This is a genomic window from Rhodovulum sp. P5, assembly GCF_002079305.1.
Taxonomy (GTDB): domain Bacteria; phylum Pseudomonadota; class Alphaproteobacteria; order Rhodobacterales; family Rhodobacteraceae; genus Rhodovulum.
Map to the genome: position 1 here is coordinate 3,310,304 of NZ_CP015039.1, position 15,780 is coordinate 3,326,083.

Annotated in this window: 15 protein-coding genes; 8 read left to right on the top strand and 7 right to left on the bottom strand. The window is 64.3% G+C overall.

Features of this window, described 5'->3' with window-relative positions:
* Nucleotides 1-129 precede the first annotated feature (129 nt).
* Nucleotides 130-519 (top strand): VPLPA-CTERM sorting domain-containing protein, encoded by a 390-nt coding sequence (locus RGUI_RS15785; RefSeq protein ID WP_172841167.1) that lies wholly within the window; start codon nt 130-132, stop codon nt 517-519.
* A 295-nt stretch (nt 520-814) separates the two neighbouring features.
* Here RGUI_RS15785 and RGUI_RS15790 read toward each other — a convergent pair whose 3' ends face one another.
* Nucleotides 815-1,159, bottom strand: coding sequence for a DUF2794 domain-containing protein (locus RGUI_RS15790; protein ID WP_081534714.1), 345 nt, complete (start codon nt 1,157-1,159; stop codon nt 815-817).
* Nucleotides 1,160-1,384: 225 nt separating this feature from the next.
* Nucleotides 1,385-3,028: a DNA polymerase Y family protein gene (locus RGUI_RS15795; RefSeq protein ID WP_081534715.1), complete on the bottom strand. Its 1,644-nt coding sequence runs from the start codon at nt 3,026-3,028 to the stop codon at nt 1,385-1,387.
* A gap of 133 nt (nt 3,029-3,161) precedes the next feature.
* Here RGUI_RS15795 and RGUI_RS15800 point away from each other — a divergent pair, with 133 nt between their 5' ends.
* Entirely contained in the window at nt 3,162-3,608 is a 447-nt protein-coding gene (locus tag RGUI_RS15800) for a cytochrome c (protein WP_172841168.1), read from the top strand.
* A 158-nt stretch (nt 3,609-3,766) separates the two neighbouring features.
* Complete coding sequence (locus RGUI_RS15805; RefSeq protein WP_081534717.1) at nt 3,767-4,486, top strand: NYN domain-containing protein; 720 nt, start codon at nt 3,767-3,769, stop codon at nt 4,484-4,486.
* 182 nt (nt 4,487-4,668) lie between these two features.
* On the opposite strand, the gene RGUI_RS15810 is transcribed toward RGUI_RS15805, so the two are convergent.
* The 3 genes from RGUI_RS15810 to RGUI_RS15820 form a co-directional block, all read right to left on the bottom strand.
* The gene (locus RGUI_RS15810; protein ID WP_081534719.1) at nt 4,669-5,208 is read right to left on the bottom strand and encodes a GNAT family N-acetyltransferase; all 540 of its coding nucleotides are present in this window, start codon (nt 5,206-5,208) and stop codon (nt 4,669-4,671) included.
* Nucleotides 5,209-5,227: 19 nt separating this feature from the next.
* Nucleotides 5,228-5,485: a YjhX family toxin gene (locus tag RGUI_RS15815; RefSeq protein WP_081534721.1), complete on the bottom strand. Its 258-nt coding sequence runs from the start codon at nt 5,483-5,485 to the stop codon at nt 5,228-5,230.
* A 361-nt stretch (nt 5,486-5,846) separates the two neighbouring features.
* The gene (locus RGUI_RS15820) at nt 5,847-6,464 is read right to left on the bottom strand and encodes a TetR/AcrR family transcriptional regulator (RefSeq protein ID WP_081534723.1); all 618 of its coding nucleotides are present in this window, start codon (nt 6,462-6,464) and stop codon (nt 5,847-5,849) included.
* Between the two features lie 170 nt (nt 6,465-6,634).
* Between RGUI_RS15820 and mbfA the strand changes: the two genes are divergently transcribed.
* Entirely contained in the window at nt 6,635-7,612 is a 978-nt protein-coding gene (gene mbfA / locus RGUI_RS15825; protein WP_081534725.1) for an iron exporter MbfA, read from the top strand.
* Between the two features lie 22 nt (nt 7,613-7,634).
* Here mbfA and RGUI_RS15830 read toward each other — a convergent pair whose 3' ends face one another.
* Entirely contained in the window at nt 7,635-9,806 is a 2,172-nt protein-coding gene (locus tag RGUI_RS15830) for a transglycosylase domain-containing protein (RefSeq protein WP_081534727.1), read from the bottom strand.
* Between the two features lie 263 nt (nt 9,807-10,069).
* Here RGUI_RS15830 and RGUI_RS15835 point away from each other — a divergent pair, with 263 nt between their 5' ends.
* From RGUI_RS15835 to RGUI_RS15850, 4 genes are all read left to right on the top strand, one after another.
* Entirely contained in the window at nt 10,070-10,408 is a 339-nt protein-coding gene (locus tag RGUI_RS15835) for a P-II family nitrogen regulator (protein WP_081534729.1), read from the top strand.
* A gap of 35 nt (nt 10,409-10,443) precedes the next feature.
* On the top strand, nt 10,444-11,763 hold the full coding sequence (locus RGUI_RS15840) for an ammonium transporter (RefSeq protein WP_156883097.1): 1,320 nt from the start codon (nt 10,444-10,446) through the stop codon (nt 11,761-11,763).
* A 325-nt stretch (nt 11,764-12,088) separates the two neighbouring features.
* Nucleotides 12,089-12,427 carry a P-II family nitrogen regulator gene (locus RGUI_RS15845; protein ID WP_081534733.1) on the top strand — a complete coding sequence of 113 codons (339 nt, stop codon included), beginning with the start codon at nt 12,089-12,091 and terminating at the stop codon, nt 12,425-12,427.
* A gap of 38 nt (nt 12,428-12,465) precedes the next feature.
* A complete protein-coding gene (locus RGUI_RS15850) occupies nt 12,466-13,794 on the top strand; it encodes an ammonium transporter (protein WP_081534735.1) in 1,329 nt (442 codons plus the stop codon).
* Nucleotides 13,795-13,908: 114 nt separating this feature from the next.
* On the opposite strand, the gene RGUI_RS15855 is transcribed toward RGUI_RS15850, so the two are convergent.
* Nucleotides 13,909-15,759, bottom strand: coding sequence for a methyl-accepting chemotaxis protein (locus tag RGUI_RS15855; protein ID WP_081534737.1), 1,851 nt, complete (start codon nt 15,757-15,759; stop codon nt 13,909-13,911).
* Nucleotides 15,760-15,780: the final 21 nt, after the last annotated feature.

Genomic DNA, 15,780 nt, shown 5'->3' on the forward strand with positions numbered 1-15,780 from the left:
ATGAAGACGATTTGGACTGCGGCGGCCATTGGCCTGCTTGCCTGCGGGGCACAAGCCGCAACTTTGATTGGCGATGAAGTTACCTTTGAATGCACCAATTGTGGGCCTCCCAGCAGCGATACCTTTATCGTGACCGATGGCTTGGGCCCGGAGATCAGCCCGTTTTCGCAATGGAACGTGGATGTCGAAGAAGACACCCTGCTTGCCGAATGGACCTTCGACGCCACGATCATCGACGTGGTCTGGATCTGGTCCGATCTCGATTTCGGGACGGGTATCACCGGGGCATCTTTCGATCCCAGTTCGACCTGGGGCACGCTGGGGTCGCTCAGCTTCACATCCGATAGCGTGACCTACATCAACGATGGGGGGGAAAACACGGTCTCGGTCGGTGACTACTTGCTGATCAACATCGAAACCTCGCAAGTGCCGCTGCCCGCCTCTTCCCTGCTGCTTCTGGGCGGACTTGGCGCGGCCGCATTCTTCCGCCGCGCTGCTGGGCGTTCGACCCGCGGCTGAGCGGTATTTTCATTTGAAACCCCTCCTTCCTGCGCGTCGTGGGAAGGAGGTCGTGGAACCGGTTGCAGCATGCCGTTGCGCGCAGGCGCCCCAAACAGGCTGCTGAAAAACCAGAGCCCCCGCCGTCGCAAGAGAAAACCCTTCCTTGTAAGCAGCAATGCAGCAGGCAAGTAGGGCGGCGCCCTCCCGCGGGAGGGTCGGGCGCGGCCCGGTCTGGTCGCCCGGACCAGCTTGGGCACGATGGTCCGAAAGGGTTCGGCCGTAGGCGCATGTCGTGTGCTTTTTCAGCAGCCTGCTAATCCACGGGGCGGATCAGTTTCTTCTCCAGCACGCGCAGCACGGTCTTCAACTCCTGCCCGCGCTTGAGGATCTGTCCGTCCATGCCGATCACCGCATACATGCCCTGACGATTGCGCAGTTTCGGGCGTTTCTCGATCCGGTAAAGCGGATGCTCGGCGGTGCGCCGGAAGATCGAGAAGACCGCGACCTCCCGCAGGCAGGAGATACCGTAGTCGCGCCATTCGCCCGCGGCGACCATCCGGCCGTAAAGGGTCAGGATCACGCCCAGTTCGGCCCGGTCAAAGGCCACCTGTTCAGGGGGGCAGGCACTTGGGAACGGGGTGGGTGGCACGGCGTTCATTCAGGCAGGGTGCCGTCATGGCGCGGCCAAATCAAGCCTCGCCCTGATCTTGCCGTGAAATTTCCCCCACAAGGACCGTGGCGTTCCGTGTTCGTGCCGGGATTGGGGGGGATATTAGCATCATAGCGAAGACGCTAACCCGGTGCCGCGGTTTTTTCAGCCCCCACCCAGCCTGCGGCACCGGGACCTTCGCTGGCTCCTCCCTTTTCAATATACACCACGGCCTCAGCCGAACTGCCCCTGGCAGAACCAGCCAGAGGACATCGCGCCCCCATGGGCGTAGAACAGCCACAGCCGCACCCCCGCATCCGTTTCCACCCGCCAATAGTCGCGCGGGCCGGACCGCCAGGCTGGGTCGTCCAGCCACCATTCCGGGGCAATCCGTTCGGGTCCCGTCGCGCCTTCGGCCCGGAACAGACGGCGGCGCCAGCGAAACTCTTGTGGCGGGGTTGGGCGGTCAGGGGCGTGCACGGGTTCGGGCGGGAACAGCAAAAGCGGCCGGGGTCGGTCGCGGTTGGGCCAGTCCGCGACCGGGGCCGACCAGGCGGCCTGAAGACGCTGATAGCCCTTTTCGGGGATATGGCTTTCGGCCGGTGCGACGCGTGTCACGGCCTCCAGCCCCACGCGGGCACCGATCCGTCCGATCAGGTCGGCAAGCCCGGTGTCGTTGCTCTGGCGTGCCGCGGCGGCGCGGGCGGCCTCGACATGGCCGGCATGCTGGCGGGCCTGCAGGGGCTCTGTCACATGTGCCTCGATCCGCAACCGGTCGATGCCGGGGCCCGCGTCGATTGCGCCCAGCTTCAGCGCGAGCAGCGGGCGCATCCGCTCCGGCATATCGGCGGGGCAGGCAAGGCCAATCTCGACCTCCTCCATCCCGTGATCGCAGCGGAACGCCTGAAGCCGCAGCCGCCGTGCCCCTTGGCCCGCCACGCGCAGGCGGTCGCACAGGGCGGGCAACAGGCGGTCGATCCCGGCCAGAAGGTCGGTCTCGAGCCCGATCGGGTCGGGCAGCGACAGCCGTACCGCGAAATGCGGCCGCGGCCGGGAGGGCGAGACGGGTTCGGGCACGGCCCCCAGCGCCTGATCCAGCCGCAGCACCAGATCGCGGCCAAAACGGCGGGCAAGGGGGGCACGGGGCATGCCAAGAATATCCTCCACCCGCCGCAGACCCAGCCGGGCCAAACCCGCGACGGTGTCGTCAGACAGGCGCAGTGCGGCCAGCGGCAGCGGGGCCAGCGCCTGCCGGGTCTGGCCGGGCGGGGCGATCCGGGGGGCGTGGTCCGCGCTGTCCACCGTCGGTACCCGTTGCCAGACGGCCCGCTTCGCGGCACGGGCGCGGGTGGCGCGTGCCTCCTGCGCGATGGCATCGCCGGACCGATGGGGCGTGGCGGCCCGCCCGGCATAGCGCGCCAGCGCCCAGGCCGCGCCGCGGGTATCGGCCAGCCCCGTATGCACCGTCAGGCCCAGATCGGCGCAACTCACCCGTATCTCGTCCAGCATCGCCGCCTCTCCACCGAAAAGATGCGCGCATCCGGTGATGTCGAGGACCAGCGCATCGGGCGGTTCCTCCGCCACCCAGGGGGAAAACCGGCCCGCCCAGCGCGCAAGGCTGCCCAGAAACGCGGCCTCGCCGGCCCCATCGGCGGGACGGGTCAGCAGGGTGGGGCAGATCGCCAGCGCATCGCGCAGGGGCTGACCGTGGCGCAGCCCCGCCGCCCCGGCTGCCGCGTTGAGCGAGGTCAGAACCTGCGCGCCGTTATCCTCGGCCACGATGGCGAACGGGCCGCTCGGCAGACCACGGGCCCGGCGCTGCACGCGTTCGGCGGCAAGCCGTGGAAACCATAGCGACAGGATACGGCGGGCGGGCATGGCGGCAGCATGTTCCTTATATGTTCTCACTGTACGCCTTAGGTGCGGGGGAGTCGAGTCGTGCCCACGACGATGTGACGGGACGCTGCGCGCCCTCTGTATTACCTTTCAGTTGTGCAATCAGGAGATCCGCATGACCCTCAAACGCATTTCACAACTGACTGTCTTTTCTCTGGTGGCTGCGGCGGCAACGCTGTCCTATGCCGCCGATGCGACCGAACCCACGGTCAAGGCCCGCCAGGAGCTGATGGAAAAGATCGGCATGAACACCAAGCTGATCAGCCAGATGGCCAAGGGCGAAAAGCCCTTTGACGCAAGTGCCGCGCAGCAGGCCGTGGCCACCATCGCCGAAAAGGCCGGCGAAACCCCCGCGGCATTCAAGACGCAGGCCGACGATCCGGAATCCACCGCCAAGGCGAATATCTGGGAGGATTTCGACGATTTCACCGCCAAGTCCGAGGCGCTGCACAAGGCGGCAATGGCGGCCGATGTCAGTTCGCTTGACGCGCTGCGGGCCGCCTTGCCGGAAATCGGCAAGACCTGCAAATCCTGCCACGACGATTACCGTACCAAGGACTGACCCGGGTTCGACCTGATCATCCCACATGCGCCGTCCGCCAAGTGCGGGCGGCGTAGCCGGTATTCGCCGGATAGCGGTTTACCGCGGCTGTTTTCGCGGCCATGTTTACGGCATGACGGGTGTGGGTCTCCCTCACCCCACACTTTAAAAGAGTAGTCATGCCCAACGAAAAGCCCCGCCTTCTTGCCGTCCTGATCGACGCCGATAACATCCCCGCCCGCCATGCCGAGGCGATCCTGAAGGAGGTCACGTCCTTCGGGGAACCTGCGCTCCGCCGTGTCTATGGCGACTGGTCGGCGGACCGGTTGAAACCCTGGGCGGAGAAGGTGCTGGCGCTGGGTCTGGTGGCGCATCAGGAAACCGCGAACACCAAGGGCAAGAACGCCTCTGACATCGGGCTGGTCATCGACGCGATGGACATCCTGCATTCGGGGCGGTTCGACGGGTTCGTTCTGGTGTCGTCCGACAGCGATTTCACCCGCCTGGCCAGCCGCATCCGCGAACAGGGGCTGGACGTGATCGGCATCGGAGAGGCGAAAGCGCCGGTCAGCCTGCGCAACGTCTGCAACCGGTTCGTCCTGATCGAGAACATCGTCGAGGAACCCGCGACCGCGCCGAAGGGCCGGGCCGACGCTCCGACCGGGACAAAGCGCCCGCCTCAGGAAGTGACGGACCTGATCGTCCGGGCGATGGACAAGATCAATCAGGAAGACGACTGGTACACGCTGGGCCAGATCGGCCAGTTCATCACCGCCGACAATCCCGATTTCGACACGCGAACCTATGGCAAACGCAAGCTGTCGGACCTTGTGCGGGAGTTGAAACGGTTCGAGACCAAGCGCGTCGGCAACCAGTTGCATATCCGGCGGCTGGATTAGCAGGTTGCTGAAAGACCAGAAAACCCACCGTCGCAAGAGAACACCGTTCCTTGTAAGCAACGATGCAGCAAGGAAAGTAGGGACGCGCCCTCATTTTCGGCCGCCGTACTCCGCATGAGTGTCAGCCTGTTTCAGAGGCACCAAGAAGATGCACCGGCGCCTCTTCGCGCGTGGTTGAGCGATTACCAAAAAGCTGGGTCTTTCAGCGGCTCGACACAGGTCGGTGGCCCCTGAAGCGGCATGAGTGCCCTGGTCGTCAGCGATCGCCCGAGCCATCCCTCCGGATAGGACAGTGGGAGCGGCGCCCGGGCGATGTCTTCGGTGATGTGCTCGAAGCCCAGTTTCGAATATAACTTGGGGTCACCGTAGGTGAGGGCCACATCTACACCGTTCTCGCGCAGGCTCTTCATGCCGTGTGACAACAGAGCCTGGCCGATCCCTTTGCCCTGCTGCTGGGGGGCGACCGCGGCGGGCGAAAGAATGAAGACCGTGCGCTCGTCATCAGCATAGATCATCCGCGTGAAGATGACGGCCCCGACCAGCGTGCCATTGCTGAGGGCCGAAAACACGATGATGTCATCCGGCGCGACGCTGTCGAACATCCGGGCTACGAGACCGGCGATAAGATCACCTTCGGTTTCCCCTTCGGAGGCGGTGAACGTATCCTTGAACAGGCGGATGATGTCATCTGTTCGATTTGCGTGGCTGTTGGTGAATTCCATTGTGGTGCCTTTTGGCCTGTCATCGTTGATTGAGCTGCGCGCGCACGGCCTTGATGCCCTGCCGCGAGACGCGGTAGGGCGCGCCGTTCCGCGAGCAAACGAAGCGCCGTTTCTTCAGACGCAGAAACACATCAAGCGTGCAGTCCGTCAGGACATGACCGTCGCGTGTGTAGCAGGTGATGGCGTGTATCTTGCCGCCCGCGCCCCTGTCATGGTGGATAGCCCCACCAAGGGCGAGTTCATGCAGAACACGCTGCTCGTGCCTTGAGATATTCAAAGGGATGTCTCGATTTCATGAGAGTGCAGAAACAACAACACTCAGCCGAAAGCGTGAGTGTCATTTTGGTTTCGGCGTTCCCGTATCGTTAGACCGGGAACGGGCTTATGCCCGGGACTCTTTCATAAAATCTCCATAGCGAGAGGTGCTCTACCTCTCCCTGCGTCGAAAGTAGGCGTCCAGTTAAATCGAGGCAAGCCTCTTCTCGCTGTCGAAGAGTCACAGCGGCAGATGAACAACGGAGGGTGATCATGGACACGCCGCCAAAGGCAGGTTTGTCTAGGCGGGCCGCTGCGTGACCACGGGGCCCCTTCGGGCCTCGCCCCGCGGTTCTGACCTCCATCCCACCGCCCTCATATCCTCACGCCCCATACCGCGCCATGAAGGTCGCCAGGGCGCCGTCGATCACGCGGGTGATCTCGGCCTCCGTGAAGGTGACGCCGACGCATAGCAGGCGCCGCACGTGAAGATCGGCCTTGCACAGTTCCACGAACTGGTCGGCCGCCAGCCGGGCGTCATCGATGCAGAGGTCGCCGCGATCGGAGGCCAGCCGCAGGAAATCGGCGATCTGTTTGCGCAGGGCGCGCGGGCCGGTCTCGTAGAAGGCCGCAGCCAGTTCGGGGAAGCGGTCGGCCTCGGCCACGCAAATGCGGAACATCGCCTGATTGAAGTCCGACAGCAGCGACGCGACGAGATGGCGGGCGGCGGTATGCAGAACCTCCGCCGCTGGAGCGGACATGTCGATCTCTGCCAAGGCCGCGCCGGTCTGCCGCTGGCACTCCCGCTGGAAAACCTCCAGAAACAGCAGCCGCTTGTCGGGAAAGTAGTTGTATAGCGTCGCCTTGGACACACCGGCCGCGCGGGCGATGTCGTCGACGCTGGCGCCCTCGAACCCGTCGCGCAGAAACACGCTTCGGGCACCTTCCAGCACCTGATCGAATTTCCGGCCTTTCTTGATCGCTTGCGCGACGGCGGTCATCTGCAATTCCCTGAGTGGCCCCCATGGTAGACCATGGATTTCGCCAGAGGCAAGGCGGCAGGGGCGTCGAATCGCGCAGTGGCGTTTTCCGCCGGTTGCGGCAATGAACCGGCTTGTCGCCTGCGCGGCCCTTCCTAACTTTAGAAATATTCTAAAACAGGAGTCCATCCATGATTCCCGGTGTCAGTCAGCGCCGCCGCTTCTCCGACCTCAACGAGCAGGAGATCCTCGCGCTTGCGATCTCCTCCGAAGAGGACGACGCCCGCATTTACCGCAGCTATGCGGAACAACTCAGGACCGACTTTCCCGACTCCGCCCGGATCTTCGAGGGCATGGCCAAGGAGGAAGACGCCCATCGCAACCGGCTGATCGAAAAGCACCGGCAGCGGTTCGGCGAAACCATTCCCCTGATCCGGCGCGAGCATGTCTCGGGCTACTATGCCCGGCGGCCGGTCTGGCTGGTCCAGAATCTGGGGATCGAGCGCATCCGCGAAGAAGCCGAGATGATGGAGCGCGACGCGCACCAGTTTTACATCAAGGCCGCGCAGCGGACCTCTGACGCCTCCACCCGGAAACTCTTGGGGGAACTGGCCGCGGCCGAGGCCGGGCACACCGCGGCGGCCGACACGCTGACGGGCAAGCATCTGGACGAGGACAGCAAGGAGCAGGAAGCGCGGACCGCCCACCGGCAATTCGTGCTGACTTGGGTGCAGCCCGGGCTGGCGGGTCTCATGGATGGGTCGGTCTCGACGCTGGCCCCGATCTTTGCGACCGCCTTTGCCACGCAGGATACGTGGACGACCTTCCTTGTCGGTCTGGCGGCCTCCGTCGGGGCGGGGATTTCCATGGGCTTTACCGAGGCCGCGTCCGATGACGGGGAAATCTCGGGCCGCGGCTCGCCCATCAAGCGCGGCATCGCCTCTGGCGTGATGACGGCGCTCGGTGGGCTGGGCCATGCGCTGCCCTATCTGATCCCGCATTTCTGGACCGCGACGATCATTGCCATGGTCGTGGTGTTCGTCGAACTTTGGGCGATCGCGTGGATCCAGAAGAAATACATGGACACGCCGTTCTTCCGCGCCGCGTTCCAGGTCGTGCTGGGCGGCGCACTGGTTCTTGGGGCAGGCATCCTGATCGGCTCGGGCTGATCGGGCAGGCGTTGTTGGGCCGTCAGTTCCGGCGGCCCAGAAGCGCGCCCAGAACCTCTTTCAGGATGTTGTCGGCGGCGTTGTCGCGGGACTCTCTGGGGCGGGCCTCTTGCCTCGGCTCGCCATTCCGTGGCGCGTCGGGGATCAGCATCGGCAGCGGCCGGGGCGGCAGGCCCTCATGCACGCGCAGCATGGTCGCGTGCCAGATCTCGGCCGGCAATCCGCCCCCTGTGACGCCGGTCAGGGGAGAGTTGTCGTCATACCCCATCCAGACACCGGCCACGTAATCGGCGGTAAAGCCGATAAACCATGCGTCGCGCGCGGCCGACGTCGTCCCGGTCTTGCCGGCGACCTGCCAGCCGGGCAGTTTGGCGCGCTGTCCGGTGCCGGCCTCCACCACGCGGTTCATCATGTAGATCAGGCTGCGGGCGGCGCGTTCGGAAATAACCCGCTCGCCCATGCCGCCGGCCTGGTCCATCAGGGGGGCGCGGTCGCCCTTCAGGCGCAGTTCGACGAACCCGTAGGGCGTGACGCTCGACCCGCCGTTCAGGATACCCGCATAGGCGCCGGTCATGTCGATCAGCGTGGATTCCGAGGCGCCAAGGGCCAGCGCGGGGCCAAGGGCCAGATCGCTTTCCAACCCGAAATCCGCGGCGATCTTGCGCACGTTTTCGCGCCCCACGGCCTCTGACACCTTAACGGCGGGGATGTTCAGCGAATGCTGCAATGCTTCGGTCAGGGTCACCCGCCCGCGAAAGTCGCGGGAGTAGTTCTTGGGGCTGTAGGGGCCGGAGCCGGGCACGTCGATGGTGAAGGGTTCGTCCAGAACCGTCGCGTTGGGCGTATAGCCCAGATCCAGCGCCGCGGCATAAACGAAGGGCTTGAAGGCCGACCCGGTCTGACGCAGCGCCATGGTCGCCCGGTTGAACCCCCCGATGGCGGTCTTGCGGCCGCCCACCATGGCGCGCACTGCGCCGTCGGCCGACATCACGACGACCGCGGTCTCGGCCTCCGATCCCTTCCGAACCTTCGTCGCAAAGACCTCTTTCACCGCCTCTTCCGCGGCGCGTTGCAGGCGCGGGTCATAGGTGGTGCGGATGATCACGTCTTCGGTGGTGTTGCGGGTCAGGAAATCGGGGCCCGAGGCCATGACCCAGTCGGCGAAATATCCGCCCGAGCGGGATTCTGCGGCCTGCGACAGTTCCGCGGGATGCGCCTTGGCCAGCAACGCCTCTTTCGCGGTCAGATAGCCCTGCGCCTGCATCAGCCCGATGATCAGGTTCGCCCGGTCGCGGGACCGTTGCAGGTTGTTGGTGGGCGCATAGGTCGTGGGGGCCTTCAGCAGCCCGGCCAGCATCGCCGCCTCTGCCGTGTCGACCTGATTGGCCGACTTGCCGAAATAGCGCTGGGCGGCGGCCTCGAACCCCCGCGCGCCCGCGCCAAGATACGCGCGGTTAAGGTAGATCGTCAGGATCTCGTCCTTGGAATACTTCGCCTCCATCGCCATGGCGAACAGCGCTTCCTTGGCCTTCCGCCAGAGCGTCGTGCGGCGGCAGTCGGCCTCATAGGCGGCCTCGTTCTTCCACTTCGCGCGCTCGTAGGGCACCCCAAGGCACAAGAGCTTCGCCGTCTGCTGCGTGATGGTGGACCCGCCATGGCCCGACAGCGGCCCACGCCCCTCGGCCAGGTTGATCCGGACCGCCCCGGCGATGCCGCGGGGTGAAATGCCGAAATGGCGGTAAAAGCGCCGATCCTCTGTCGCGACGATCGCGTTCTTCAGAACGGGCGCGACGGTTCCCGCGGTGATCTGGCCGCCGAACTGTTCCCCCCGCCAGGCAAACACCTCTCCGCTGCGGTCCAGCAGCGTGACAGAGCCGCGGGTGCGCCCGTCAAGCAGCGCGGACATCTCGGGCAACTGGGCATAGAAGTAGAGAACGGCCAGCGCGATCACCAACGCGACCGACAGCGCAAGACGCGAGGTCAGTTTCCACACCAGCGCGACCAGCCAGCCGATCAGCCGGCGAAACGCGGCCACAATGGGGTTGCGCGTCTTGCGCCGTGTCGTGCGGCGGCTTCCACCACCCGACCCGCGCCGGGTCGGGGTCCGTTTGCTCTTTGTCGTCTTGCTGGCGGTCTTCTTGCGAGGACGCCGTTCCGCGACCAAAGGGGGGGTCTTCCGGCCTTTGCTGCCCATTGCCGTTTCGACTGCCTCTGTTTTGTTTTGCGGCAGGATAGCCTGCCTGCCCGGAAATGTGGAGTTCCTGAGAGGTCAACTTTCCGACTTTCCAATCTGCTCAAGAAATGGTCATTAAGTATCTTGTGTGCAAAAAATGTGCATTAACTTCCTGTTTGGCGGCTTCTTGAGCGATGTAAGAGCTTGCCCCCCCGCGCCGTCGTGCCGTTCCTAGCCGGCGTGAATCCCGCAGGGGCTCCTGCCAAACCGGAAAGGTAGTAACAGTGAAACTCATCATCGCTGCAATCAAGCCGTTCAAGCTGGAGGAAGTGAGGGAAGCCCTCACTGCAATCGGCGTGCGCGGCATGATGGTGACCGAGATCAAGGGCTTCGGCTCTCAGTCCGGTCACACTGAAATCTATCGCGGCGCGGAATACGCCGTGAACTTTGTGCCCAAGGTGAAACTGGAGATCGTCGTGGCCGCGTCCATGGCAGATCAGGTCGTCGAGACCATCGCGAAGACCGCCAAGACCGACAAGATCGGCGACGGCAAGATCTTCGTTCTCGACGTGCAGCAGGCGGTGCGCGTGCGTACGGGCGAACTGAACGACGACGCGATCTGACGCGGACGTAAAAGGGATAGAGAGTGAGAATGACAATGAAGAAACTTGGTACAACCTTGGGTCTGTCGGCCCTTGCGGCGTCGGCGGCGCTGCCCGCCTTCGCGCAGGACGCGGTGACGGAAACGATGGACAAGGGCGATGTCGCCTGGATGATGACGGCCAGCGTGCTGGTCCTGTTCATGACCGTTCCGGGGCTGGCGCTGTTCTATGGCGGTCTCGTGCGCGCAAAGAACATGCTGTCGGTGCTGATGCAGGTCATGCTGGTGGCGTCGCTGATGATGGTGATCTGGGTGTTCTGGGGCTACTCCTTTGCCTTCGGCGGCAGTACTTCGCCGTTCTGGGGCGGCTTCGGCAAGCTGTTCCTGTCGGGTGTCACGGCGGATTCGACCGCGGCCACCTTCACCGACGGTGTGGTGATCCCGGAATATGTGTTCATCGTGTTCCAGATGACCTTTGCCGCGATCACGCCGGCCCTGATCGTCGGCGCCTTCGCCGAACGGATCAAGTTCTCGGCCGTTTTGCTGTTCTGCACCCTCTGGGTGACCTTCGTCTACTTCCCCATTGCCCACATGGTCTGGGATGGTTCGGGTCTTCTGTTCAACCTCGGCGCGCTTGACTTCGCCGGCGGCACCGTTGTGCACATCAATGCCGGTATCGCGGCGCTGATCGGTGCCTATCTGGTCGGCCCGCGGATCGGCCTTGGCAAGGACAACATGGCGCCCCACTCGATGACCCTGACCATGGTCGGTGCGTCTATGCTGTGGGTCGGCTGGTTCGGCTTCAACGTCGGCTCCAACCTCGAGGCCAACGGCTTCGCCGGTCTGCCCTTCATCAACACCTTCGTTGCCACCGCCGCGGCCATCCTGTCGTGGTCCATCGTCGAGATGATCCTGCGCGGCAAGGCCTCGATGCTGGGCGCTGCATCGGGTCTGGTTGCCGGTCTGGTTGCGATCACCCCGGCCTGTGGCCAGCTTGGCCCGATCGGTGCGATCATCCTGGGCCTCGTCGTTTCGCCGATCTGCTACTTCTTCGTGGCCACGGTCAAAGCCAAACTTGGCTATGACGACAGCCTTGACGTGTTCGGCATCCACGGCATCGGCGGCATCACCGGCGCGCTCGGCACCGGTCTGCTGGGCGGCCCGCTGTTCGGCGGCCAGGGTGGCGACGACTACAACGCCATCGGCCAGACCATCATTCAGGCCGAGGCCGTTCTGGTCACCATCGTGTGGTGTGGCGTGATCTCGCTGATCCTCTACAAGGTGGTGGACATGCTCGTCGGTCTGCGGGTCGACAACGACAGCGAGCGTCAGGGTCTGGACCTCACCAGCCATGGCGAGGCTGCCTATCACAGCTGATCCCGCGTAACAGGGAAGCGAAACGGAAAGGCCCGGGCGCGCGCGTCCGGGCCTTTTGCATGCGCGATTGCCGTCGGGTAGGCAATGTCGGTTCCGGTCGGGCATGTCGGGGGGCGGCGCACGCCCGCGAACATGGCGTTCAAGGCCCGGATTCGGAATTGCCCAAAAATTACGCGACAGGCAAAACATGTGCAAAAATTGTGCATATGTCCGCGCGATCCCGGCCGTTCGCGCCCCGGATTTCTTGAGTCCCCCGGCCCGCGCCCCCTTCCTAGCCCACGTGAAATCCTGCAGGCGCGCCTGCGAAACCGGAAAGGTGGTAACAGTGAAACTCATCATCGCTGCAATCAAGCCGTTCAAGCTGGAGGAGGTGAGGGAAGCCCTCACGACCATCGGCGTGCGCGGCATGATGGTGACCGAGATCAAGGGCTTCGGCTCCCAGTCCGGTCACACCGAGATCTATCGCGGCGCCGAATACGCCGTGAACTTCGTGCCCAAGGTCAAGATCGAACTCGTGGTCTCGGCCGCGATGGCCGAACAGGTTGTCGATACCATCTCGAAGACCGCAAAGACCGACAAGATCGGGGACGGCAAGATCTTCGTGCTCGATGTGCAGCAGGCTGTGCGGGTGCGCACGGGCGAAAGCGGCGACGACGCGCTTTGATCCGCGCGACGATCCAGTCAGTAAAGGACCAATCGACGATGAAACCTTCGACAATTCTTCCCCTCGCGGCGGGCCTGATCGCCCTTCCCGCACTGGGCTTTGCCCAGGAGGTGGACACCACGCCGCCGAACGAGGAAATCGGCTATATCTTCACCACCTTCATGTTCCTCGTCACCGGCTTTCTGGTGATGTGGATGGCCGCGGGCTTCACCATGCTGGAAGCGGGCCTCGTGCGGCAGAAGAACACCACGATGCAGTTGATGAAGAACGTGGCACTCTTCTCCATCGCGGCGATCATGTACTACGGGATCGGCTACAACCTGATGTATCCCGGCGAGGGGGGCTGGACCATCACCAACGTGCTGGGCGCCTTCAGCGCAACCACGCTGGAACCCGTGGGCGGCAGCCCCGACACCGACCTGAGCTATGCCTCGGTCGGCTCCGACTTCTTCTTCCAGCTGATGTTCTGTGCGACGACCGCATCCATCGTGTCGGGCACGCTGGCAGAGCGGATCAAGCTCTGGCCCTTCCTGATCTTCGTCGTCATCCTGACCGGCCTGATCTACCCGATCCAAGCGTCGTGGAAATGGGGCGGCGGCTTCCTTGATGCGAATTTCGGCTTCCTCGACTTTGCCGGTTCGACGGTCGTGCACTCTGCCGGTGGCTGGGCCGCTCTGGCCGGTGCGCTGATCCTGGGCCCACGTCTGGGCAAGTATGGCAAGGACGGCTCTGTCCATCCGATGCCGGGTGCCAACCTGCCGCTGGCCACGCTGGGCACGTTCATCCTGTGGCTGGGCTGGTTCGGCTTCAACGGCGGTTCGCAGCTTTACATGGACACCGCCGGCAACGTCGCCGACATCAGCCGCATCTTCTCCAACACCAACACGGCCGCAGCCGGTGGTGCGCTGGCCGCGCTGATCCTGACCAAGGTGCTCTACTCCAAGCCGGACCTCACCATGGTGCTGAACGGTGCGCTGGCGGGCCTGGTGTCGATCACGGCCGAACCGCTGACGCCGTCGCTGGGCATGGCGACGCTGATCGGCGCCATCGGCGGTGTGATCGTGGTCTTCGCGGTTCCGTTCCTCGACAAGCTGAAGATCGACGATGTTGTCGGCGCGATCCCGGTTCACCTGATGGCCGGTATCTGGGGCACCTTCGCGGTCGTCCTGACCAACTCCGACGCGACGATCTACGGCCAGCTGGTGTCCATCGCGATCGTCGGCGCGTTCGTCTTCGTCGTCTCGGCCATCGTGTGGTTCATCCTCAACGCGATCATGGGCATCCGTGTCAGCGAAGAGGAAGAGGTACAGGGCCTCGACATCGGCGAGCTGGGGATGGAGGCCTATCCCGAATTCGCCAAGGGCTGATCGGTCCCTTTGTCCAATCCAGAAAAATGAAGACCCGGGAGATGTGCCCGGGTCTTTTCATTTGGACCGGTCGTGCCCGACCAGAACGGTCCGATGCGATCTTGGGCGCTGGCGTCAGAAATCCTGCCAGGCGCTGTCATTGGCCGCGCTTTTCGGCGCGGAATCGCGGGCAAGTGCGACTTCGAACTCGGTCTCGGGGGTGACCGGCACGGGGCTGTGGCTGAACTGTGCCGCTGGCGCGCTGGCCACGCCGACGGGCCGGCCGCCGCCCCGCAACTGGAAGCGGTCGACAAGCCCCTGAAGGGTCTGCGCTTCCTGCTTCAGCGTGGTGGAGGCTGCGGTGGCCTCTTCGACCATCGCGGCGTTCTGCTGGGTCACCTTGTCAAGCTGGTTGACGCCGACATTGATTTCCCCCAGGCCCACCGACTGCTCCTGCGCGCCCGTTGCGATCTCGCCGATCAGATCGGCGATGTTGCTGACCCGCTTGACGATGTCGGACAGGGCGTCGCCGGTGCGGTTGACCAGCGACACGCCGGAATCGACCTGCTCGGAACTGGTCGAGATCAGGTCCTTGATCTCCTTCGCCGCTTCGGAGGAGCGCTGGGCCAGCGCCCGCACTTCCGAGGCGACGACGGCAAAGCCGCGGCCAGCCTCGCCCGCGCGGGCGGCCTCGACCCCGGCGTTCAGGGCCAGCAGATTGGTCTGGAAGGCGATGTCGTCGATCACGCCGATGATCTGGCTGATCTCGTCCGACGACTTCTTGATCCCCGACATCGCGCCGATGGCGTCGGTCACGACCCGGCCGCTTTCCTCCGCCCCTTGGCGGGCATCCTTCACGACCTTCTCGACTTCGGCCGCACTTTCCGCGGCAGAGCGGACCGAGGACGTCATCTCATCCATCGCCGCGGCGGTTTCTTCCAGCGTGGCGGCCTGGTTCTCGGTCCGCTGCGACAGATCCTCGGACGCGCCGCTGATCTCTTCGGCGCGGGTGTGGATTTCCTTCGCGTTCTCGTTGATCGACCCCATGATGTCGTTCAGCGTGTCGACCGTGGCGTTATAGTCCAGCCGCAGCCGGTCATAGCCCTCGCCAAAGCTGGTGGTCAGGCTTTGGGTCAGGTCGCCCCGGGCCAGCGCCGTCAGGGCGTCGCCCAGACGTTCAACGGCATCGGTCTGTTCGGCACGGCCCTTTTCGGCGTCCTCTTCGGCCCGTTTGGCCGCCTGAAGCCGGGTGCGCAGCGTGTCCAGACTGCGGGCGATGCCGCCGATTTCATCGCCGCGGTCGGTCCGCGGCACGGCGTTGTCATAGGATCCTTTGGCGATCTGTCCCATCGCGCCACCGACCTCGGCAAGCGGTGTGCCGATCATCCGGCGCAACAGCAGGGCCGAGCCGGCGACAAGCATCACCGTGATCAGCATCGCAACGGCCATGGCGGGGGCGGCATCCAGCAGAAGGTCGGCCAGAAGACCATCGGGCGTCCAGATCGTACCGATTGCGCCGATCGGTTCTGCGCTGTTGCGGTAGTAGACGGGTACGGCCGCAATCAACTGCCCATCGGCCCGCGCGACCTTGCCGGTGGCCATGGCCTGTTTTGCAAGCCGGGCCAGTTCCGCCTCTTCCGCAGGGCTTGCGACGCCCTTGTTCGTCACGATGTCGCCCTTGGCGTTCCACACGGCCAGTTCAACGAAACGCTCCCCCTCCATCTCGGAGAGTTTGTCCAGTTCCGCATTGATGCCGTCCACCTTGCCGAAGGTCAGGTGCCCACCGATCAGTTCGGCCCCTGATATCGTTTCGGCAACCATCAGGCCCCCGACTTGCTTGTAGATGAGGTCATAGCCGCTGCGGGTAGAGGCCACCTGAACCATGACCGCCACGATCACGGCGGTTATGGCCGTCAGGGCCGCGGCCTTGAGGAAGACCGATCCCTTTGCGGCCAGCACCGTGGATGTGTCCTTTGAACCGTTCATCGATCGATCTCCCCTAAAGGC